The 21548-nt window shown below is 56.6% G+C and carries 17 protein-coding genes; 8 read left to right on the top strand and 9 right to left on the bottom strand.

Translation table 11 applies throughout. The features are described 5' to 3' along the window. The first annotated feature begins 95 nt into the window (after nucleotides 1-95). From tsaE to trxA (ACXAF0_RS00635), 6 genes are all read left to right on the top strand, one after another. Nucleotides 96-572 carry a tRNA (adenosine(37)-N6)-threonylcarbamoyltransferase complex ATPase subunit type 1 TsaE gene (tsaE, locus tag ACXAF0_RS00660; RefSeq protein ID WP_475342857.1) on the top strand — a complete coding sequence of 159 codons (477 nt, stop codon included), beginning with the start codon at nucleotides 96-98 and terminating at the stop codon, nucleotides 570-572. After that, nucleotides 569-1693, top strand: a complete 1125-nt coding sequence (locus ACXAF0_RS00655) for an aminoglycoside phosphotransferase family protein (RefSeq protein WP_475342856.1) — start codon at nucleotides 569-571, stop codon at nucleotides 1691-1693. Before tsaE ends, ACXAF0_RS00655 begins: the two co-directional genes overlap by 4 nt. Further along, nucleotides 1690-2451, top strand: coding sequence for a nucleotidyltransferase family protein (locus ACXAF0_RS00650; RefSeq protein ID WP_475342855.1), 762 nt, complete (start codon nucleotides 1690-1692; stop codon nucleotides 2449-2451). Before ACXAF0_RS00655 ends, ACXAF0_RS00650 begins: the two co-directional genes overlap by 4 nt. Next, on the top strand, nucleotides 2451-5603 hold the full coding sequence (gene addB / locus ACXAF0_RS00645) for a double-strand break repair protein AddB (protein ID WP_475342854.1): 3153 nt from the start codon (nucleotides 2451-2453) through the stop codon (nucleotides 5601-5603). The genes ACXAF0_RS00650 and addB overlap by 1 nt, the downstream gene beginning before the upstream one ends. Next, the gene (gene addA / locus ACXAF0_RS00640) at nucleotides 5600-9064 is read left to right on the top strand and encodes a double-strand break repair helicase AddA (RefSeq protein WP_475342853.1); all 3465 of its coding nucleotides are present in this window, start codon (nucleotides 5600-5602) and stop codon (nucleotides 9062-9064) included. The genes addB and addA overlap by 4 nt, the downstream gene beginning before the upstream one ends. A gap of 163 nt (nucleotides 9065-9227) precedes the next feature. Then, the gene (trxA, locus tag ACXAF0_RS00635) at nucleotides 9228-9548 is read left to right on the top strand and encodes a thioredoxin TrxA (protein WP_008888557.1); all 321 of its coding nucleotides are present in this window, start codon (nucleotides 9228-9230) and stop codon (nucleotides 9546-9548) included. A gap of 82 nt (nucleotides 9549-9630) precedes the next feature. Here the strand turns inward: trxA (ACXAF0_RS00635) and ACXAF0_RS00630 are convergent, their stop codons facing one another. The 5 genes from ACXAF0_RS00630 to ACXAF0_RS00610 all read right to left on the bottom strand — a co-directional run bounded on the left by ACXAF0_RS00630 (nucleotide 9631) and on the right by ACXAF0_RS00610 (nucleotide 16462). Next, nucleotides 9631-12081: a DNA translocase FtsK gene (locus tag ACXAF0_RS00630; protein WP_475342852.1), complete on the bottom strand. Its 2451-nt coding sequence runs from the start codon at nucleotides 12079-12081 to the stop codon at nucleotides 9631-9633. Nucleotides 12082-12135: 54 nt separating this feature from the next. After that, nucleotides 12136-13338 carry an aminotransferase class I/II-fold pyridoxal phosphate-dependent enzyme gene (locus ACXAF0_RS00625; RefSeq protein WP_475342851.1) on the bottom strand — a complete coding sequence of 401 codons (1203 nt, stop codon included), beginning with the start codon at nucleotides 13336-13338 and terminating at the stop codon, nucleotides 12136-12138. 194 nt (nucleotides 13339-13532) lie between these two features. Next, entirely contained in the window at nucleotides 13533-14474 is a 942-nt protein-coding gene (locus tag ACXAF0_RS00620) for an IS110 family RNA-guided transposase (RefSeq protein WP_475342850.1), read from the bottom strand. 297 nt (nucleotides 14475-14771) lie between these two features. After that, complete coding sequence (amt, locus tag ACXAF0_RS00615) at nucleotides 14772-16100, bottom strand: ammonium transporter (protein ID WP_475342849.1); 1329 nt, start codon at nucleotides 16098-16100, stop codon at nucleotides 14772-14774. A gap of 23 nt (nucleotides 16101-16123) precedes the next feature. Then, nucleotides 16124-16462: a P-II family nitrogen regulator gene (locus tag ACXAF0_RS00610; RefSeq protein WP_007088725.1), complete on the bottom strand. Its 339-nt coding sequence runs from the start codon at nucleotides 16460-16462 to the stop codon at nucleotides 16124-16126. Between the two features lie 563 nt (nucleotides 16463-17025). Between ACXAF0_RS00610 and ubiH the strand changes: the two genes are divergently transcribed. Both ubiH and ACXAF0_RS00600 read left to right on the top strand, forming a co-directional pair. Next, a complete protein-coding gene (ubiH, locus tag ACXAF0_RS00605; RefSeq protein WP_475342848.1) occupies nucleotides 17026-18249 on the top strand; it encodes a 2-octaprenyl-6-methoxyphenyl hydroxylase in 1224 nt (407 codons plus the stop codon). A 200-nt stretch (nucleotides 18250-18449) separates the two neighbouring features. Then, nucleotides 18450-19106 (top strand): OmpW/AlkL family protein, encoded by a 657-nt coding sequence (locus tag ACXAF0_RS00600; protein ID WP_475342847.1) that lies wholly within the window; start codon nucleotides 18450-18452, stop codon nucleotides 19104-19106. 117 nt (nucleotides 19107-19223) lie between these two features. Here ACXAF0_RS00600 and ACXAF0_RS00595 read toward each other — a convergent pair whose 3' ends face one another. The 4 genes from ACXAF0_RS00595 to trxA (ACXAF0_RS00580) are packed head-to-tail and all read right to left on the bottom strand — an operon-like array spanning nucleotide 19224 to nucleotide 21483. After that, on the bottom strand, nucleotides 19224-19610 hold the full coding sequence (locus ACXAF0_RS00595) for a gamma-butyrobetaine hydroxylase family protein (RefSeq protein WP_475342846.1): 387 nt from the start codon (nucleotides 19608-19610) through the stop codon (nucleotides 19224-19226). A gap of 18 nt (nucleotides 19611-19628) precedes the next feature. After that, nucleotides 19629-19817 (bottom strand): Trm112 family protein, encoded by a 189-nt coding sequence (locus ACXAF0_RS00590; RefSeq protein ID WP_062956884.1) that lies wholly within the window; start codon nucleotides 19815-19817, stop codon nucleotides 19629-19631. A 47-nt stretch (nucleotides 19818-19864) separates the two neighbouring features. Next, nucleotides 19865-20554 carry an LON peptidase substrate-binding domain-containing protein gene (locus ACXAF0_RS00585; protein WP_475342845.1) on the bottom strand — a complete coding sequence of 230 codons (690 nt, stop codon included), beginning with the start codon at nucleotides 20552-20554 and terminating at the stop codon, nucleotides 19865-19867. After that, a complete protein-coding gene (gene trxA, locus ACXAF0_RS00580; RefSeq protein ID WP_475342844.1) occupies nucleotides 20551-21483 on the bottom strand; it encodes a thioredoxin in 933 nt (310 codons plus the stop codon). Before trxA (ACXAF0_RS00580) ends, ACXAF0_RS00585 begins: the two co-directional genes overlap by 4 nt. Between the last annotated feature and the right edge of the window lie 65 nt (nucleotides 21484-21548).

Below are 21548 nucleotides of genomic sequence, written 5' to 3'. Positions count from 1 at the left end.
TCGCGTGAACTGCAGCGCGCGGGTCAAAACTCATTGCGAAAGGCCGCATCAACCCCCTAAAACAGAATGCAAGAGCCATTCAAAAGACGGACATCATGACCAGGACAGTTACTGTCAGCGATCAGAACGGGACCGAAGCCCTTGCCGCCAAGCTTGCCGCTGTTGCCAGGGCAGGGGATGTAATTTTGATGCACGGCACGCTTGGCATGGGTAAAAGCGCCTTTTGCCGCGCTTTTATCCGGGCGGTGGCCGAAAACCCGCACGAAGAAGTCCCCAGTCCGACCTTCACGCTGGTTCAGATCTATGAGCTGGATCGCGTGCCGGTCTGGCATTTTGACCTGTATCGATTGTCTGATCCCGAAGAAGTTCATGAATTGGATATCGAGGATGCCTTTTCCGATGCCGTCAGCCTGATCGAATGGCCTGACCGGCTGGAATACCTCACCCCGGAAAACCGTCTTGATATTCATATCGAACCCGGATCGAACCCGGATGGCCGCGTGTTCAAGCTTGAGCCGCATGGGCAAGACTGGGTGAGCCGCATCAATGATCTGGTGGTAAGCCCGTCATGACCCGCGCAAACCCCGATCAGGAACGCCGCAACGCCGAACGCCAGGATTTTCTGGTCACCTGTGGCTGGCAGACCGCGCAGGTCATGCCGCTGGTTGATGATGCCTCGGCCCGGAAATATTTCCGCCTTGAACGGCGTCATGACACGGCCCTTCTGATGGATTTCCCGCCCTCGGCCATTCACGTTGATCCGCATGGCATTTTTGATGACCCCGAACGTAAAGCCTCGGTCAGGCCGGTTTTGCATACAACCAAACTGTTCCAACAGGCCGGCTGGCGGGTGCCGGAAATCTACGCGGCGGATGAAAAGCGCGGTCTGGTCCTGATCGAGGATTTCGGTGACATCACCTTTACCGAGGCCCTTCAAAGCGGCGCGATGCTTGATGGCACGACGCAGGATGCGCTTTATCTGCGTGCCGTCGAACAGCTCATCACGTTGCACCGTTTCTGCGATGGCGGCGGCATGAAGGACTGCGATCTGGTGCGCTATGGTCCGAAAAACCTGCTTCGCATGCTCGCGAGCTTCAAGACCGATTATCTGCCACTGGTCATCCCGGATGTCGCCAAGCGCGACGCGGCCAGCACCGCCTTTGACCAGTTGCTTGAAACCGTTCTGCCGCTTTGCTGGCAGGTGGGGGACGTCATCATTCACCGCGATTATCATGTCGATAACCTAATGCTGGTCGAAAATGGCGAGGGCGGTGATGATTGCGGTATCATTGATTTTCAGGACGCCGCCATTGCACCAAGGCCCTATGATCTGGCATCGCTGTTGCGCGATGTGCGCCATGATATCGGCCCGGATCTTGAAGCGCGGATGAAGGAATTCTATCTCGCGGCGTTCCAGGACATTGATCGTTCTGATTTCGAAACGGCTTATATCGCGACCTCGATGGTGCGCAATTTCCGTATTCTTGGCCGGTTTGGCTGGCTTGCGATCAAGGCCGGAAAAACACGCTATTTCGACTTTATCCCGCGCTGCTGGGACATGATCCTGCACGGAGCTTCTGATCACTTGCCAGCTCTTCAGGATTGGGTGGATGCCCATATCCCGACGGATGCCCGCACCGCCCCGGCACTGGCACAACCCCAAACCCCATCCGGCAAAGAGGCAAAACCATGAGCGCACCAGAAACAAAGGCACAGGCCATGGTTCTGGCAGCGGGCCTTGGCAAGCGCATGCGTCCGATCACCGATACCATGCCAAAGCCGCTGATATCGGTCGCGGGCAAGCCGATGCTTGATCATGTGCTCGATAAGCTTGCCCAAGCCGGTGTCAATCAGGCGGTGGTCAATTCGCACTATCTTGGTCAGCAGATCATTGATCATGTCGCCAAACGGAATACACCCGGCATTGTCACCTCGCCCGAGATTGATCTGCTTGAAACCGGCGGTGGGGTGAAAAATGCGCTCTCGAAACTTAATGATGATGCGGTGCTGATCGCCAATGCCGATGTCTTCTGGACCGAGGGGACGGAGCCACTGTTTGATCGCTTGATCAATGCCTTTGAACCGGACCATATGGACGCGCTTCTGGCCCTTTATCCGGTGGCAGATGGCTATGGCTATGACGGGGCGGGCGATTTCTTCTGGCAGGTGGATGGGCGGCTAAAACGGCGTGGTGATGCGCCGTCAGCCCCTTATTTCTTTACTGGTGTGCAGGTTCTGTCACCGCATCTGTTTGAAGGCACGCCCGATGGCGCCTGGTCGCTCAATGTTGTTTATGACAAGGCGCTTGCGGCGGGTCGGTGTTATGGTCTGGTCCATGATGGTGGATATTTCCATATCGGCACGCCAGAGGCGCTTGAGGATTCCGAGCCTGTCATTGCCAAGGCGCTTGAGGTTGAGCGCGCCAAGAAAGCCGCATTCGGGGGAGTTTGATGGCCGACCGGTTTGATTACATGGACGCGCCCGACTATGACGAAGCCTCCTTCGCCGGGGAAGTTTCGCCACCTTCAAACCTGTTTTTCATCCCGCCCGGTGTTGCCTTTGCCGATCTGATCGCCAAGCAATTGATGGCTGAAACCGCTGATCAGCCAGATGCGCTGCCTGACTATGTGCTGATGGTGCCCAACCGGCGTTCCGCCAAGGTGATGCGCGATGCCTTCCTGCGGCAATCGCAGGGTGCCGTCACCCTGCTTCCGACCATTCGTCCGCTGGGTGAGGCGGATGAGGATGAATTGGCGATTTATGGCGCGGGCGGGGAACAGGCCGCCCTTGATCTGCCGCCAGCCATTCCCGATCTGCAGCGCAAATTGTTGCTCACCCAACTGATCATGGGGCGGCCTGATCATCGCGGTGAAAAACCAACTGCGGATCAGGCCGCCCGTCTTGCCGGGGAACTGGCGCGCTTTCTTGATCAGGTGCAAACCGAAAACTGCGCCTTTGACGATCTTAAGGGACTGGTGCCCGAAGAATTTGCCGAGCACTGGCAGCTCACCCTCGAGTTCCTGCAGATTCTCACCATCCACTGGCCGGGTATTCTCGACGCCCAGGATGTCAGTGACCGGGCCATGCGGCGCAATGCCCTGATTGCGGCACAAATCGATCTTTGGGCCGAAAACCCGCCCGAAACCCCCGTTCTGATTGTCGGCTCTACCGGGCCATTTCCGGCTTTGCGTGATTTGATGAAGGCGGTGCTTGGAATGCCACAGGGCCGCGTGGTTTTGCCCGGTCTGATGGCGGGTCTGAGCCACGAAGACTGGGCGGCGATTGCCGATGATGCGGCCCATCCGCAACATCTACTGGGCAAGACGCTTGGGCATATTGGCCGCCACGCCGATAGCTTCCTGCCATGGCCAGCTCTTGACCCCGAAAGCGATGCCACGATCGAACGCCGCCGTCTGGCCCGCGAAGCACTACGTCCTGCCAAAACCACCCATCACTGGCGCCATATCACCGGCTTTGCGCCGGATGTGATGGATGGCGTTTTGCGTGTTGATTGTTCTGGCGCGCGTGAAGAGGCCACCACGATTGCGCTTATGATGCGTGAGGCGCTCGAACATCCTGAAAAGACCTGTGCACTGGTGACACCCGATCGTGGTCTTGCCCGGCGTGTCGCAACCGAGCTTCGCCGGTGGCAGGTTGAAATTGACGATTCGGCTGGTATCCCGCTGCATGACACGGCACCGGCGATCTATTTGCGCTTGGTCGTGCGCGCCGTTCAGGAAGAATTCGCACCGGTTCCGCTTTTGGAGCTGCTGAAGCACCCATTATCGGCCGCAGGGCTGTCACCGGAGACCTTCCGCGTTCTGACCCGATTGCTCGAAAAGGAAGTTCTGCGCGGTGCGCGACCGGGGCCGGGATTGGAGGGGTTGCAGGCCGCCCTTGATGGCTGGTGCGAAGATACGGTTGCTCGCCTGGGTCATTCCGGATCAGACAGCGCCATCGGGCGCATTGAACGCATTCGCGATGATCATGCCCAGCTGAGCGATCTGGTCGCACGCTTTAAAACTTGTCTTGATGCCCTCGATGGTCTGAGTGGCGATAAAACCCATGCGCCGGTTCATCTGCTGCGCTGTCATGTGACGGCGGCGGAGGCATTGGCAGCAAGCGACACCCAAACCGGTGCCGATCGCCTGTGGCGCGGTGAAGCGGGCGAGGCGCTGGCGGATTTCGTCCATGAATTGCTTAATGCGCTTGGCGATTTCGCCTCGATGCCGGGCAATCGCTATGGCGCGTTCTTGGATGCGTTGATGGCGGACCGTGCGGTGCGCCCGCGCTATGGCAAGCATCCGCGTCTGTTTATCTGGGGAACAGTCGAAGCCCAGATGCAGCAAGCCGATCTGACCATTCTGGGCGGGCTCAATGAAGGTGTCTGGCCACCCGAAGCCGGCGCCGATCCGTGGATGAGCCGCCCGATGCGCCGCAATTTTGGCCTGCCCGCGCCCGAACACCGGGTTGGGCAATCGGCCCATGACTTCCAACAACTGTTTTGTTCGCCCGATGTGGTGATGACCCGTGCCTTGCGTATCGAAGGCACACCGACCGTGCCGTCGCGCTGGTTGTTGCGGATCGAAAACATTCTACGCAAATCCGGGGTTTCGATGGAAAAGCCCGAGGCAGTCGAATGGCGTGCGATGGCTGATCTGATTGATGAACCCGCACCTGATATGCGTATCAAGATCGGGCGCCCGGCACCAAAACCACCAGTATCGGCCCGCCCGGATCGCCTGTCGGTCACCCAGATCGAAACATGGATGCGCGACCCCTATGCGATTTATGCCCGTCATATTCTGGGTTTGCGCAAGCTTGACGGGGTTGATGAAGACCCCGGAGCAGCCGATTACGGCAACCTGATTCACGAGGCCCTTGATCAGTTCATCGCCCGCCATCCCGAACATTTGCCGCCCGATGGCGAACAGGAATTGCTGATCATTGGTCGCGAGGTTTTCAAACCGCTTGCCGCACGCCCCGGTCTTTGGGCCTTCTGGTGCCCACGGTTCGAGCGCATCGCAAAATGGTTCATCCAGACCGAAGCAGCACGGCGCGATGCCATCGCCAAATCCTATACCGAACAGGCCGGAACCCTTGATACCAGCAGCGGTTTTCAGGTCTATGCAAGGGCTGACCGCATTGATGCTTTGCGCGATGGCGGTATTGCGATCATTGATTATAAAACTGGCGCCCCGCCCAGTCAGGGGGATGTTGCCAACGGTTTTGCCCCGCAATTGCCACTTGAAGCCGCGATTGCCGAAAAGGGTGGTTTTGGTGATGTGCCCGCAGGCCCACCGGCCAGTATGGCATTCTGGAAACTCTCAGGCGGGGATCCGGCGGGCGAGATTGTTGAAATCAACACGGGCCGGATGAAAACCACACCAGCCGAACTGGCCCACGCGGCGGTGGAGGGGGTTAATGGGCTGGCCGAGGCCTTCGCCGATCCTGATACGCCGTACCTTAGTGTACCGCATCCCGATCACGCGCCGAAATATTCCGACTATATCCATCTTGCGCGCCTGCGCGAATGGATGGGCAGCGAGGATATTGAGGAGCTTGATGACGTTGATAATGGTGGGGAGGGCGATGCGTCATGACTGAAATGCGCGGAACCGATCCCAACGTCCTGCAACGCAATGCGTCTGATCCCAATGCATCGGTCTGGGTGTCGGCCTCGGCAGGCGCTGGCAAGACCAAGGTGCTGTCTGATCGTGTGTTGCGTTTGATGCTGTTGGGCACCGAACCCCATCGTATCCTGTGTCTGACCTTTACCAAGGCGGCTGCTGCCGAAATGGCCAACCGTGTCAATGAACGACTGGGCCGCTGGGCGACGATGGAAGACCGCGATCTTCAGGCCGATCTTGCCAATCTGGCGGGCACGGCGCCCAGTGCCGATGAAACCATCCGCGCCCGCCAGCTGTTTGCCCGGGTGCTCGATGCGCCGGGCGGGATGAAGATCCAGACCATTCACGCCTTTTGTCAGTCGCTGTTGCGTCGCTTCCCGCTCGAAGCCGGTCTGGCGCCGCATTTTGAAATCATGGATGACCGCACAGCGGCTGAAACCATGGCCGATGTTCAGGAAGAGGTACTGGCATTTGCCCGGACCGGTCGTGATGACGATCTGGCACATGCCCTGTCGGTCGTGACCGCACAGGTCCGTGAAGGCGCCTTTGGCGAGGTCATGAGCGAACTGGCCCGTGAACGTGGCCGCCTGAAACGCATGCTGACCAATCTTGGCGGGGCCAACCGTATGCGCGATGCGGTCTATAAGGCGCTTGGCGTGCCCGTTGGGCTTGATGATGAAACCATCTTGCGCAAGGCCCTTTCTGATGATGCTTTTGATCGCGACGGATTGCTGCGCGGGTTGGCAGCACTTGAAGCCGGCACCAAAACCGATAAGGCACGCGTTCCGGCCTTGGCGCAGTTTCTGGAAAAGACGACCGTCGAAGACCGCCTTGCGGTGTTTAATGAATATCGCAGCGTCTTTTTCACCACGGCTGGTGAACCACGCGCAAAGCTGATCACCAAGGGGGCGGCGGAAAACCATCCGATGGGGGCCGACGCGCTCGAGCAGGAATGTGCGCGTCTGGTTGAGGTCGATCGCAAGCGCAAGGCCGCCGCCATGGCCGGGGCGACATCGGCCCTGATTACCATCGGCAATGCGATGCTGGACCGCTATGCCACCAAAAAAGCCCTGCATGCGCGCCTTGATTACGATGACTTGATCCTGACGAGTTTGCAGCTTTTACAACGTCAGGCTGGAATTGCCGGATGGGTTTTGTTCAAGCTGGACGAAGGCCTTGATCACATCCTGATTGATGAGGCGCAGGATACCAACCCCGAACAGTGGGAAGTGGTGCGTATTCTGGCCGAGGAATTCTTTATCGATGCCGGGCGCCATGCCGACACGCCGCGTACCATCTTCGCCGTCGGCGATGCCAAACAGTCGATCTATAGCTTCCAGCGTGCTGATCCGGAAAAGTTTGCCGAAATGCGCCGCTACTTCCGCGAACGGGCACGTGAAATTGCCGCTGACTGGCGCGAAGTGCCCATGAACATCTCGTTTCGCTCCACCGATGCGGTGTTGGGCACGGTGGATCGTGTCTTTGCCGGCCCGGTCGCCAAGCAGGGCGTCGGCGATGATGGCGCGGATGTCTTGCACAGTCCGTTCCGTGTTGGGCAGGCCGGGCGGATTGAATTGTGGCCCGCTGTCGAACCCGAAGAACGCGAAGCAGAAGACCCATGGACCCCGCCAACCCGCATTGTCCGCCTTGAAGATCCGGAAATCCGGCTTGCGCGGGTCATTGCCGGGCGCATCCGCCATGCGATTGATGAAAAGGAAATCCTGACATCACGTGGCCGTCCGGTGCGTGCTGGCGATTTCATGATTCTGGTGCGCCGTCGTACCGCCTTTGTCGATGAGGTCGTCAAGGCACTGAAAGAACGCAACGTGCCGGTTGCCGGTGTTGACCGTATGCAGATCACCGATCAGCTTGCCGTGATGGACCTTGTGGCGTTCGGCCGGTTCCTGCTGATGCCCGAAGATGACCTGACTTTGGCCGAGGTGCTTAAAAGCCCGCTGATCGGGCTTGATGATGATCAGCTGTTTGAAATCGCCCATAACCGTCCCAGAACCCTGTGGCATGCGTTGCGTGAAAAGGCGGCCACGGTCGAAGACGGATCACCGTTTGCACGTGCTTATGCCTTTTTGTTCAAGTGGCTGGGCCGGGTGGATTACGAACGCCCGTTTGAGCTTTATGCCGAACTTCTGGGCGGGCGGGGCGAAGAGGCCCGTGGGGTTCGTGCCCGTCTGGTCGGTCGTCTGGGTATTGAGGCCAATGACCCGATTGACGAATTCCTCAACCTTGCCATGGGCTATGAAGCCGATCATGCGCCGACCTTGCAGGGCTTCTTGCACTGGCTGATGGCAGGGGATGCGGAAATCAAGCGTGACCTTGAACAAAGTGGACGTGATGAAGTCCGTATCATGACCGTGCATGGTGCCAAGGGGCTTCAGGCCCCCATCGTCTTCCTGCCCGACACCATGCAGGTGCCAACCCAGGCCCCCAATCTGTTCTGGCAAGAAGACCGCAACCTGATGTTCTGGTTGCCGCGTGTGGCGCTTGAAACCGACATTGTGGGGCGTCTGCGTGATGACATCGCGCTCAAACGCGATCAGGAATATAACCGCCTGCTTTATGTCGCACTCACACGTGCTGAAGACCGGCTTTACATTTGCGGCTGGCAGGGACGGCGCAAGGCGCCCGAGCATTGCTGGTACAATCTGTGTAGCCAGGCGATGGAAGGCTACGCCAAACCGACCCAGATCGATCTTTCGACCTATTCCGGGTCGGGCTGGGACGGCGAAGGCTGGGTGTGGGAAACCGACCAAAGCCAGGCGCCAAAACCCGATCGCACAGATGACGTTACGGATTCAAAACAATCACCCAAACTTCATTTGATCCGCACGGTTGCCCCCGAAGAATCCTTCCCGCCCAAACCGCTGGCCCCCAGTCGCCCGCTCGAAGACGAACCGGCGGTTCAGTCCCCGCTTGGCGGCGATCAGGGACAAAGCTTCAAGCGTGGCCTTCTGATCCACAAACTGCTTGAACTCTTGCCCGATCTTCCGGAACAGGCCCGGCGCAAGGCAGCCGAACGTTTCCTTGCCCAGCCGGTTCATGCGCTTGATGCCGATCTGCAGGTGGAAATCGCCAATGAAACCCTGGGCATTTTCGATAATCCGGATTTCGCCCAGGTCTTTGCGCCTGGGTCGCGTGCCGAGGTGCCCTTGGTCGGGATCGTTGGCGGGGATGTGGTTTCGGCCCAGATTGACCGGCTTGTGGTGCAGGGGGATGACGTGATGATTGTTGATTACAAAACCAATCGCCCGCCGCCGCGCGATGTCGAAGACACACCGCGCGCCTATCGTCGCCAGATGTCGATCTATCGCGCGGCGCTTGCACAGATGTATCCGGGCAAGAAGGTCAGGTGTTTCATCCTCTGGACCAACGGGCCGTGGATGGTGGAGTTGCCAGACCATATTTTGACATTTGGCTGACGGAACCGACTCCGGGCCCAGCAAGGCTTCGCGCCGTGCAGTTTCGCTGGGTCGGCCCAATGCGCTTGACGTTTGCGTCGGTGCTGCCTACCTTGGCCTCATAAAGCGGATCGAGGTCCGCGGGCTCGCCCGCCTTGCCTCGTAACAACTAGGATCTGAAAGTATGACCACGATTAAAGTTTCCGACGGTTCGTTCGATACCGACGTTCTGGGTTCCAACGACCCGGTTTTGGTCGATTTCTGGGCTGAGTGGTGCGGTCCGTGCAAACAGATTGCCCCGTATCTCGATGAAATCGCTGGTGAACTGGGCGGCAAGCTCAAGATCGCCAAGGTAAATATCGACGAAAACCCGAACACCCCGGCGAAATACGGTGTTCGTGGCATTCCGACCCTGATGATCTTCAAGGGCGGTGAAGTCGCGGCGATGAAAGTTGGCGCGCTTCCGAAAAGCGCTCTTGTTGACTGGATCAACCAGTCGATCTGATCTTCGTCGGATCATTGAATTAAAAAAGGCGGGCTGAATTTCAGCCCGCCTTTTTTCTTTGAGCGCTTTTTTCAGCTCTGACTCAGTATTCGTAGGGCGTACCGTCCATGTTTTCCATCAACACTTCGCGTTTGCCGACATGGTTGGCTGCCGAAACGACGCCGTTCTCTTCCATCTGTTCGATGATGCGCGCAGCACGGTTATAGCCGATAGAAAGTTTGCGCTGGATAAAGCTGGTCGATGCCTTCTTTTCGCGCAGCACAATGCCGACCGCCTGATTGTAAAGATCATCGTCCGATCCCGCACCACCGGACGCACCGGCATTGCCACCCGCCATATAGGCCGCGACCGGATCTTCTTCGGGCTCTTCGGTGACAGTATCGAGATAGGCCGGATCGCCCTGATCTCGCAGATGTTTGACGATGCTTTCGACTTCCTCGTCCGAAACAAACGGGCCATGGACACGCTGCAAACGGCCACCCTGACCCATGTAAAGCATATCCCCCTGCCCGAGAAGTTGCTCCGCCCCCATCTCGCCCAGAATGGTGCGCGAGTCGATCTTGGACGTCACGGAATAGGAAATACGTGTCGGGAAGTTGGCCTTGATCGTACCGGTAATCACGTCGACCGACGGACGCTGGGTCGCCATGATCAGGTGCAGGCCAGCAGCTCGTGCCATCTGTGCCAGACGCTGGATCGAGGCTTCCACATCCTTACCCGCCACCAGCATCAGGTCGGCCATCTCGTCAACGATGATGACGATAAAGGGCAGCGGCTCCATCGGCAGTTCCTGATCTTCAAAGATCGGTTTGCCGGTTTCCGGATCAAAGCCGGTCTGAACACGACGGGTTAGCTGTTCACCCTTGGCAGCAGCTTCCTTGATGCGCTTGTTATAGCCCGCGATATTACGCACACCGACCTGGCTCATGGCGCGATACCGGTCTTCCATCTCGCGCACGGCCCATTTAAGGGCGACAACCGCCTTGTGCGGATCGGTCACAACCGGGGTCAGAAGGTGCGGGATGCCATCATAAATCGACAGCTCCAACATCTTGGGGTCGATCATGATAAAGCGGCATTCTTCGGGCTTCATCCGATAGAGCAGCGACAGGATCATCGCATTCACACCCACCGACTTACCCGAACCGGTGGTCCCGGCAATCAGCAAGTGCGGCATTTTGGCAAGGTCGGCAATCACCGGAGTGCCGCCAATATCCTTGCCTAGGCTCATATTGAGCTTGCCACTGTTCTTTTCAAAATCACTCGATGCCAGAATTTCATGCAGATGCACCGTTTCGCGGCGCACATTCGGAAGCTCGATACCGATCACGTTGCGGCCCGGCACCACGGCAACACGAGCCGCAATCGCACTCATGGAGCGTGCAATATCATCTGCAAGACCAATGACACGCGAAGATTTGACACCTGCGGCCGGTTCAAGTTCGTAAAGCGTGACGACCGGGCCCGGTCGTACCTGCACGATCTCGCCCTTGACGCCGAAGTCCTGAAGAACGGTTTCGAGCAGGCGCGCATTTTGGGCCAGTGCTTCCTGATCAATCGGGTTGGCATCGGCCGGATCCGGCTCGCCCAGCAGATCAAGCGGCGGGAAGCGATATTCCTCAGTTCCAAGATCAAGCGATGCCTGACGCTGGGCTGCGGCCTTCTGGCTGGGTTGCAGTTTGGCCGCCGGGGCGGCAACGATGTGAACCGGCGGTTCGTGATCGCCGCCATCCTCGTCAAACCCGTCTTCGGCATCCGCGCTGGTCGTCGGTTCGGATTTGCGGGTCGAGATGGCAGAGCCCAGCTTGGACTTGCCTTTATCCATCGACGGTTCCTGACGCGAACCCGGTGCGCGTTTGGCGACCGGTTCGTCGTTGCTGCCAGTCGGGATAATGGCGCGAATGCCCGAAATCACCTTGCCCCCGGCAAAGGACAGGGCGGTACCGAGCCGTTCCCATTCTGACAGGGAATAGGCCATGCAAAAGATCGTCAGCGCCAGGCCAAGCACCATGGATGCCAGTGCAATCAATGCACGTGCACCGGGCACGCCAATCATCGCAAAGCCAGCCTGAAGCTTGCCCAGCAGCAAATCACCGGCAAAACCACCCAAGCCAACAGTCAGTGGCCAGTGCATGCCCGGCTGAATGGCAGCGGCTGAGGTTGCCACCAAAAGCAATGCGAGGGGCAAAACAAGGAAACGCGCCCACATCCAGCGGAACGGTTTGACAGCAATCAGGCGCAAGCCCCAACCAACCAGCAAAACCGTAATCAGGGCAGACGCCAGACCAAGCGTGCGCAGCATCAGATCTGCGCCATAGGCCCCGATCATGCCCAGCGGGTTGAAGACTGTCGTGCGGTCGGTGGCGTGGTTAAAGGATGGATCACCCGGATGAAAACCGATCAGCATGATGAACAGCGCCATGGCCAGCAATACCAGCCCAAGGCCGCAAAACCGCGAGCCACTGCGCTTGAGCAGTGTCACGAGACTGCCGGGCATGAAAGCGGTTCCAAGAGTGTTTGACTGGCTGCTCATCTGGGTATCCGTTCTGGTTAAGTCCTGCTGTTCTGCTGGGGCGAAGTGCTGGCGCTAGCTTTCCAGCGCCTTCGCGATGCGGGTCAGTCCTTCCCGCGTGGTTTCAAGATCATGGACAAGGGCAATGCGGATGAACCGTTTGCCCGGATTGTTGCCCTTGGCATCGGTCATCGACAGATAGCTGCCCGGAATGACCTTGACCCCGGTTTCCTTCCAGATTTTCTGGGTCGCGGCTTCGTCATCGCCAACATCAAGCCACAGGAAAAATCCTCCCGGCGGGCGATGGAAGCCAAACCGGTTGCCAAAGACTTCCTCGGCAATGTCGATTTTTGCCCGGTACAGATCGCGATTGGCTTCGGCATGGGCATCATCGTTCCAAAGCAACGTGGACGCGGCCATGATGGGCATCGGAATGGTTGCGGAGCAATAGCTGCGCAGCGCAATAAAGCGTTTGATGATTTTTTCATCACCGGCAACAAAGCCTGATCTCAGGCCCGGCGCGCTGGAACGTTTTGACAGGCTGTGGAAGACAAGGATGTTGTTCATGTTCCCGCCTTGCGCCGCACAGATTTCCAGTGCCCCGGTCGGGGCTGTACGGTCATAGATATCGGCGTAGCATTCATCCATGGCCAGCGCAAAGTCATGTTTGCGCGCCAGTGCGATGATTTGCTCAAGATATTCGCGCGATGCAATCGCCCCTTGCGGATTGGCCGGCGAGCACAGGAAGAACAATGCACAGGCATCCAGATCCTTGGGATCAATCTGATCAAGGTAGGGCATGAAGCCGTTTTCAGGGCCAGCGGCCAGCGGCACCATTTCGGCATCATTGAGAACCGCCGCCCCGCAATAGACCTGATAGAACGGGTTGGGCAGTAACACCTTGGGTTTGGGGCCTGGTTGATCTTGCGGAATGACGGTGGTGGCGATCAGGTAAAGCGCTTCGCGCGTCCCTGCGACCGGCAGAACGTGATCGTCGGGGGAAATCATGTCTTTGGGCAGATCATAGCGCCGATCAAGCCAGTTCTTGATGGCCGTGCGGAGTTCCGGTGTGCCGGCACCGGGCGGATATTTGTGCCAGAGGCTGGCGTGCTTGACCATGGCCTCGGTGATCATGGCAGGCGGTTCATGCTGCGGTTCGCCGATCGACATGACAAGCGGCGGCTGACCGGGTTCAAGACCGTCAAGCAGGGTTGCCAATCGCGGGAACGGATAGGCAGGCAATTGATCCAGGCGCACGTTAAACATGTTCGTCGTCATTCCAGCATGGTCTGCGGCCCGCCATGGGCGGTGCCGGTGTTCAGAAGATGGGTAAAATCCCCTGACTTTACCCCTATGCCAAAAGTGCAAAGAAACATTTAAGAGCGGCGTGATAATCGGCTTCATACGGCGGTGAGCAAGCATGCTGTCCATCAACGAAATTCCCTCGGTCAGCCAAAAGAAAAGCAGCGGTGTTAAGTGTCAAGGACCGCTGCATGATATATGCGCATCCTTGCGTTTGCCCTTACAATGATTTTGCGCATGACGGCGACAAGCGCGACCTTTCCGGGTTTTCCCTTTTGTTTGAGGCGTTGGTAGAAGGCTTTCATCTCCGGATCGAAGCGAATAGCAGGTAGTGCGGCGACATAGAGAACGTCGCGCACCTGTTGTCTGCCGCCGGCAATCGTTCTTTTGCCCCGCATGAGGCCGCTATCACGATTGAGCGGTGCCACACCAACCAGTTTGGCAATCTGGCCTTTGTCCAACCGTCCGAGTTCAGGCAATCCAGCCAGCAGGAAGCAAGCGGTTCTCATCCCGATACCTTTCAGCGACATCAGAACATTTGCCTGAGCCTGCAAGTCCTCATCTTCGGCCAGGCAGGTTTCCATTGCCATGATCACCTTGCAGCGCTGCTCAACAAGAAAGTCGAGCGTTTCCTCAATCCATCCCAGCGTTTTATCGACCTGCTTTTCCCTGCGATTTTTCTCCTGAACAATCATGTGAGAAAGCTGGCGGTAGCGCTGTACGAGGTCGGACAGTTCTGATTGCCGTGCTGAAGGGGGCTCGAGCAAGCGGGTTTCCATGCGCCTGCCGTAATCTGCGATAACGAAGGCGTCAATCCGGTCGGTTTTGGACAGTTGGCCGCTGGCGCGGGCGAACTGGCGGATATATTTCGCATTCACCTTTGCAACGGGCCGGCGTGCAGCCAGCAAGGCTTCAACAATTGAACGTTCATAGCCTCCTGTCGGCTCAACAAGGATACGTTCAACATCCTCATACCCGGCAAGCCAACCAAGAAAGCTGGCAATGCCCGAGGGCGTATTGGCAAAAGTTTTTGTCCGGTTTTCAGGTAACAGGCAAATATCAAAGGTGGATTTCGATATATCGATCCCCACAAAACGCGTAGTATAAGTCATTGGCTTTGTCCCTCTTATACACGAGCGTAAAAGCTCTCTCAGCGGTTCGACGAAGCCTCAGGGTGCTCAGAGGGTTCTGCTTTTTTACGACCGTCAAGGGTCCTGCCCGCAAGGGCTCAACCGCTCTGTGCACCGTGAACGGGTGGTGGCCACCACCCGTTCAAACAAAAGAGGCAGAAGGATCATAACAAATCCTTCTGCCTCTCAATGTATAAGCCCGCCCGGGTTTCCCCGGACGGGCTTTTGATCAGATCGATCGGGTACCGTGCAAACACGGTACCCGTCAGAAAGTCTCGCTTAGAAGCGCTGGGAACCCTTACCGAATTCCGGATATGCTTCCAGGCCAAGCTCGGTAGCGTCCGAACCGTTGGCTTCGTCTTCCTCGGAGAGGCGGATACCAACAGTGAATTTCAGAGCCAGCCATACGATCGACGAAGCAACGATGGTGAAGGCACCCATTGCAACGATACCGGTGATCTGCGTACCGAAGGAAGCACCGTCATTGGTGAACGGAACAGCAAGCGTGCCCCAGATACCAGCAACAAGGTGAACCGAAACAGCACCGACAACGTCGTCGATTTTCAGTTTGTCGAGCAGCGGAACCGCGATGACAACAAGGATACCACCGATTGCACCGATGATGATCGCCGAGCCAATGGTCGGGGTGTCCGGAGCCGCAGTGATCGAGACCAGACCAGCCAGTGCACCGTTAAGCGCCATGGTGAGGTCGACCTTTTTGTAAAGGATCTGGGTCAGGATGATCGCTGCAACCACACCGCCGGCAGCAGCCATGGTGGTGTTGCCATAGATGTTGGCAATCGCGATGACGTCAGCACCGGTGCCCATAGCAAGCTGGGAACCACCGTTGAAGCCGAACCAGCCGAGCCACAGGATGAAGGTACCAAGCGTTGCAAGCGGAAGGTTCGAACCCGGCATCGGGTGAACGGAACCGTCTTCGCCGTATTTGCCTTTACGTGCACCAAGGATGATCGCACCGGTCAGAGCAGCCCAGCCGCCGACGGAGTGAACAATGGTGGAACCGGCAAAGTCAGAGAAGCCCATTTCTGCGAGCCAGCCGCCGCCCCAGGTCCATGCACCGGTGATCGGATACAGAACACCCGTCAGGACAACGACGAAGATCAGGAACGGCCACAGTTTGATGCGCTCGGCAACAGTACCCGAAACGATCGAAGCTGCGGTAGCAACGAAGACCATCTGGAAGAACCAGTCAGACGTTGCGGAATAACCCCCAGAGAAATCGCCACCAAGGGCAGCCGAGTCATCTGCGCTCCAAAGGCTCAGCGAGCCGATCCAGCCAGATACATCCATGTACATCAGGTTGTAACCGATGAGGTAGTACATGATGCCTGCGATGGAGAAGAGACCGATGTTCTTCAGCAGGATGGTGGTTACGTTTTTGGTCCGTACAAGACCGCTTTCCAGCATTGCAAAGCCAGCGGCCATGAACATGACGACAGCGCCACTGAACAGGAAGCTGAAGCTGTTAAGAATGAACTGGGTTTCAGCCGGAACGCCTGCGTCCTGTGCAAAAGCCGGAGAAGCGATTGCCAGAAGGGCGGTAGCTGCAGCTGCAGCAAGGCCGGTTTTCTTCATGGAAATAGTCATAATGTCTCCCCTTGTCTCTGGACTTACAGGGCGTCGTCGCCGGTTTCACCAGTACGGATACGGACCGCCTGGCTTACATCAAGAACGAAAATCTTACCGTCCCCGATTTTCCCGGTTTGAGCAGTTTTGGTGATAGCTTCGACAACCTGATCAACCAGATTATCCGTGATGGCGACTTCCAGCTTCACCTTCGGCAGGAAGCTGACCATGTATTCAGCACCACGATAAATTTCGGTCTGACCTTTTTGACGGCCAAAACCTTTAACTTCAGTGACCGTCAAACCCTGAACGCCCAAAGCGCTGAGCGCTTCGCGGACTTCGTCCAGTTTGAACGGCTTAATGACAGCAGTAACAAGTTTCATAATATTGCGACCTCCCGGCATATCCGTTGAGTACCAACGTGGTAATCACGATTTCGCAGTCCCACGTTCCAAACCAAGAATCGTGCCAGACTCAAAATTAATTTTCTAACTGGCTGAATATAAAAGATAAAATTGTGAATCGCGTCGTTGGAATGATGACTTCCTTCTGTCATATCCGGATTAAAATCTGCACAAAATCTGTTGTTGTCCAAAAAATGTGCATATTTTTTAATCAACCAAGCGCGAAAATAAAAAGCGCTTACAGCTCAATGCTCTGTGGAGGGTCGTTTCATGGTTTGCTTTACTTGGCCTTCAACCGCAGGGCATATGTCGCTTTCCTTGCTGATGGCCAGCTGGAGAGCCATTATTTTGGGTGCAGGCGCTTCAGGTCACGATAACAGCGCGATGATGATCGGCGCGGGTTGTGGCGACGTATCTGGCAGGGTAAAGATGTGCAAACAACGCTTTCACGACGCCCTATTGCGTCAGGTCAACGCAGTATGCCGGTCCGCAAGGTAAACCGTGCTTAACGGCGGTGGCCAAACGACACAGGAAATTGCGACATGCATGATCAGCAGGCACTTCATACCGATGTCATCATTCTCGGGGGCGGATTGAATGGTGCGTCCATGGCCTTGGCGCTCGCACATGGTGGTATCAAGTCTGTGGTGATTGATTATGCAGACCCGAAAACCATTCTGAGCGCAAATTACGATGGTCGCACCTGTGCGATTGCTGCAGCGTCCAAATCGGTGCTTGAAGTTATCGGGGCCTGGGAAGACATGGCCGATGGCGCAGAGCCGATCCTTGATATCCGGATTGCTGACGGACAAAGCCCGCTTTTCCTGCATTATGATCATCATGAAGTGGGTGACGCGCCGCTTGGCTATATCGTCGAAAATCTTGTGACCCGTAGTGCACTGTATCGTGCGATCGAAAAAACCGATCTGGTCAAATTGATTGCACCGGCAAGCGTCGACAAGATTGATCGTGATCAGGGTGGGATGACCATTACGCTTGCAGATGGGCAGTCTGTGCGCGCGCCGCTTGCCATCGGGGCAGAAGGGCGCAAATCCATGTTGCGCGAATGGGCCGGGATCAAGACTTATAATTGGAGCTATAAACAAAGTGCTGTCGTTTGCACGGTCAAGCACAAGGAGCCCCATAACGGTCTGGCGGTCGAACACTTCCTGCCTGCCGGGCCGTTTGCCATTCTGCCAATGACCGACAATCGTTGTTCGATTGTCTGGACCGAGGGCACCGAGCAGGCGAATTATCTGGTCAACCTCGACGACCAGACCTTCCTTGATGAACTCCATCGTCGGTTTGATGGTTATCTTGGTGATCTTGAGGTGATTGGGCCACGCTTCTGCTACCCGCTTGGTTTGCAGCATGCCTATCACTACACGCAGGATCGCTTGGCACTGATTGGTGACGCCGCACACGGCATGCATCCGATTGCCGGTCAGGGACTCAATATGGGGATCCGTGACGTCGCGGTTCTGGCCGAAATTCTGGTTAACGCCCGCCGTCTTGGCCGCGATATTGGCAGTGCCGATGTATTGGCCGAATATGAGCAGTGGCGTCGCTTCGATAACACGGTGATGCTGGCGGTCACCGATCTGACCACCCGACTATTCTCCAATGATATCGCCCCGATCCGCTGGGCGCGCGATATCGGTTTGGCCGTTGTCGAAAAAATCCCGCCACTTAAAAAGACGTTCATGTCACATGCCATGGGCTATGCCGGAACGTTGCCCAAGCTGATGCAGGGCAAGTCGCTGTAACTGCAAGCATTTGCGGGCCAAAAATTGCGGGTTGCTGCCCGATCTCAGGCTGCAATTTTCAGTATAAATGATTATTGGTCACTTATAATCGTTCAAAACTGTGTCGTTTTTTCTGACTGGTTGTTGATTTGTGTCAACAAGTCAGTAAACAGAAAAGCGCAATGTCCCTCCCAGTTAATCAAACTAACAGGGGACAGATAATGTCATTCAAATCCAAACTTCTTGGCACCGCGTTGTTGGGTGGCATGATGGCCGCATCGCTCGTTGCTGCCAATCCGGCTTCCGCACAGACCGCCGAATTCAAAACCAAACAGGCTGGCGACTTCGTCATCCGCGCGCGCGGCATTGCGATGGTTCCGGACGAAGACACCTACGACGATACGCTGAACACCGGCGAAGGCAAGTTGGACAACGACGTTGTTCCGGAAGTCGATTTCTCCTACTTCCTGACCGACAACATTGCGCTGGAACTGATTGCAGCTACCACGAAACATAATCTTGATTGGTCGAACCCAGATCTTGATGCCGGTTCCGTACGTCTTCTGCCGCCGACTCTGACCCTGCAGTATCACTTCATGCCGGAAAGCCGCTGGAGCCCGTATGTTGGTGCAGGTATCAACTACACCTTCTTCTATGACTCCAAACCGGGTCAGTTCAATTCCGTTAAATATGATGACGGCTTTGGCTATGCCTTCCAGGCTGGTTTTGACTATGCGATCTCCGGTCCGTGGTCGCTTAACCTCGACGTCAAAAAAGTCTTCCTTGATACTGACATCAGCATCAATAACGGTGCAAACACCTCCAAAGCTCACCTCGATCCGTGGGTCTTCGGTCTCGGTGTAGGCTATCGCTTCTAAGAGGCTTTCGTGATGAGGTAAGCCCCGGACGACAAAGTAAAAAGCGGCTCTGTCTTTGATGGGGCCGCTTTTGCTTTTTGGGACTTCCGAAAAGTGCGCAAAATGCGCAGAGCGCAGTTAACGCTTGGCCGGATCACGCGACAGTCCGCGCGCTTCAAGTGCTGCGAGATAGTCGTTCCACAGCTTGTCCTGGTTGTCGTGCATCTCGCGCAGATATTGCCAGCTAAACAGGCCGCTATCATGCAAATCATCGAAACTGATGCGCACGGCATAGTTTCCGACGGGGGCGATATCAATGATGCCGACATGGCGGCGCCCGGCGATGATTTTCTTCTCGGAAGGATGATGGCCCTGAACTTTGGCCGACGGGCTTTCGACCCTTAGCAGTTCGGCGCTCAGGCGTGTCTGAACCCCGTCATCCCAGATAACTTCCAGAATGCGCTCATCACGCAGATAGTTGATTTCAACCGGGCTGAAAGCCGGGGTAAAGCCGTCACTGGACATGAAAGGGCTGTCCTTGCCTTAATCTTCGATGGCGCGGGCTTCGTCGGGCAGCATGATCGGAATGCCGTCGCGGATCGGGTATGCAAGGCCGGCCTTCGGGCTGATCAGCTCGTTATTGTCACGGTCATATTCCAGCGCCTGCTTGGTGACCGGACAGACAAGGATTTCAAGAAGTTTCGGGTCTACCGGGCTTGGGGTCGCGGTCATGAATTCAGCCTTCGGGTTGGGTCTGCCGTTTGATGCGGCAAGAACATCTAATTGGTGTTGCTATAGGATTGCTTGGGGTCGGCATGAACAGCCATCTCAAGCAATGTGGTCAACATATCGCCGCGATCATACAGGGTTGTGCATTCGAGCAAAGCCTGTTTTTCAAGCGGGCTAAGGCGACAGCCCATGGAAATGGTGGTGATCAGCATTTCATCATCGCTGTCAGCCAGCGTATCCCAGCAGGATCGCAGTGAATGTTGCGCAAAATAGGCCTCAAGTGCCAGCCGCAGCCGGTCACGATTGATCGTCATGTCATCTTCGGGAAGAGACAAGTCATTCTTCCACGGTCCAAAGTCCCCTCGCACCCGGCGGTAACCACCGCTATTTTCAGGGAGTTCTTCGATGACGTTAAAGCGACATACCCCGGTCAGGGTAATCAGGAAACGACCATCATCGGTTTCGCTAAAGGCGGTAATGCGGCCCGCACATCCTGTTGAAAAGATCTCCGGATTGTCCGGGTCCATGAAATAGGCGTTATGCTGGTCCGGACGCGGCTGGATCATGCCGATCATCCGGTCCTGTCCAAGGGCATCACTCACCATATTCATGTATCGCGGCTCAAAGATATTGAGCGGCAAATGCCCGCGCGGCAGCAATAACGCACCGCTTAACGGGAATACCGGCATGGTTTCCGGAAGATCCGAAAGTTCAGGATCGAAAGGGCCGCATATGCTCATGAAAACAATACCGTTGATAAGGCACGGCGTCCGGCGACGCTGGCAGGGTCCATCGGGCCCCAGGCTTCAAAAAATTTCAGGAGCTGCGTGCGTCCTGCATCTTCGTTCCAGTCGCGATTGTTGCGAATGATCGTGATCATCGCATTGACCGCTTCATCGCGTTTGTTCGCAGCAAAGCATGCCATGCCGTAATCAAACTGTGCCTGCGGGTCATCCGGATTGGCTTCTGCCGCAGCACGGGCAGCATCAAGGTCATCGCTTGATGCACCGGATTCAGCAAGCTCAAGCGCACTGATCGCCTCGCTGACAGACGCTTTCAGGCGCAGGGCATCAGGCATGTCTTCGATGTACTGGCGCGCCGCTTCAAGTTCCTCCATCGCGACAAGGCAACGGATCACACCGCCTGTGGCCTGCTCATTTTCGCCTTCACCATCGCGCTCAAGCACCGCACCATAGAGCCCGTAGGCAGTCGCGACATCGTCATTGCCAAGCGCTTCTGCCGCTTGTTCCAGAAGCTGTTCAACCGGGCTTTCAATCGGGCCACCGGCAAGCTTTTCATAAAAGGCGCGCACTTCGCTTTCCGGCTGTCCGCCCTGAAAACCATCGACCGGGCGGCCACCCTTGAAGGCATAAACCGTCGGCACCGACTGGATGCGTAGCTGCATCGCCAGTTCCTGGTTTTCATCAATATTGACCTTGACCAGCTTGACCCGGCCACCGGCCTCGCGGGTGACCTTTTCAATGATCGGGGTCAGGTTCTTGCACGGGCCGCACCACGGCGCCCAGAAGTCGACAACCACCGGCACTTCCATGGACGGTTCGATGACGTCCTGGACGAAAGTTTCAACACTGCTGTCCTTGATCAGGTCGGAATCCTGATTTTGGCTGGTGGCGCCATCCGGCGCATTCGCGTCAAGAATGATCGACATTATTGTGTACTCGCTAATTCTGAATTCTAGATGATACCGCCTTGCCCGGACGACAAGAGGTATTC

The organism is Thalassospira sp. ABD4_177, from assembly GCF_056160125.1.
Note: the sequence above shows the minus strand (reverse complement) of the source record. Positions and strands in the feature narration are given on the sequence as shown.

Coding starts and splice junctions, on each gene's coding strand:
- ACXAF0_RS00585 (WP_475342845.1), bottom strand. CDS start 20,554: ATGAGCATATGCGGCCCTTTCGATCCTGAACTTTCGGATCTTCCGGAA.
- trxA (WP_475342844.1), bottom strand. CDS start 21,483: ATGTCGATCATTCTTGACGCGAATGCGCCGGATGGCGCCACCAGCCAA.
- ACXAF0_RS00595 (WP_475342846.1), bottom strand. CDS start 19,610: ATGTCCAGTGACGGCTTTACCCCGGCTTTCAGCCCGGTTGAAATCAAC.
- ACXAF0_RS00610 (WP_007088725.1), bottom strand. CDS start 16,462: ATGAAACTTGTTACTGCTGTCATTAAGCCGTTCAAACTGGACGAAGTC.
- ACXAF0_RS00625 (WP_475342851.1), bottom strand. CDS start 13,338: ATGACGACGAACATGTTTAACGTGCGCCTGGATCAATTGCCTGCCTAT.
- ACXAF0_RS00655 (WP_475342856.1), top strand. CDS start 569: ATGACCCGCGCAAACCCCGATCAGGAACGCCGCAACGCCGAACGCCAG.
- ACXAF0_RS00630 (WP_475342852.1), bottom strand. CDS start 12,081: ATGAGCAGCCAGTCAAACACTCTTGGAACCGCTTTCATGCCCGGCAGT.
- addA (WP_475342853.1), top strand. CDS start 5,600: ATGACTGAAATGCGCGGAACCGATCCCAACGTCCTGCAACGCAATGCG.
- ACXAF0_RS00600 (WP_475342847.1), top strand. CDS start 18,450: ATGTCATTCAAATCCAAACTTCTTGGCACCGCGTTGTTGGGTGGCATG.
- amt (WP_475342849.1), bottom strand. CDS start 16,100: ATGACTATTTCCATGAAGAAAACCGGCCTTGCTGCAGCTGCAGCTACC.
- ubiH (WP_475342848.1), top strand. CDS start 17,026: ATGCATGATCAGCAGGCACTTCATACCGATGTCATCATTCTCGGGGGC.
- trxA (WP_008888557.1), top strand. CDS start 9,228: ATGACCACGATTAAAGTTTCCGACGGTTCGTTCGATACCGACGTTCTG.
- ACXAF0_RS00620 (WP_475342850.1), bottom strand. CDS start 14,474: ATGACTTATACTACGCGTTTTGTGGGGATCGATATATCGAAATCCACC.
- ACXAF0_RS00650 (WP_475342855.1), top strand. CDS start 1,690: ATGAGCGCACCAGAAACAAAGGCACAGGCCATGGTTCTGGCAGCGGGC.
- addB (WP_475342854.1), top strand. CDS start 2,451: ATGGCCGACCGGTTTGATTACATGGACGCGCCCGACTATGACGAAGCC.
- tsaE (WP_475342857.1), top strand. CDS start 96: ATGACCAGGACAGTTACTGTCAGCGATCAGAACGGGACCGAAGCCCTT.
- ACXAF0_RS00590 (WP_062956884.1), bottom strand. CDS start 19,817: ATGACCGCGACCCCAAGCCCGGTAGACCCGAAACTTCTTGAAATCCTT.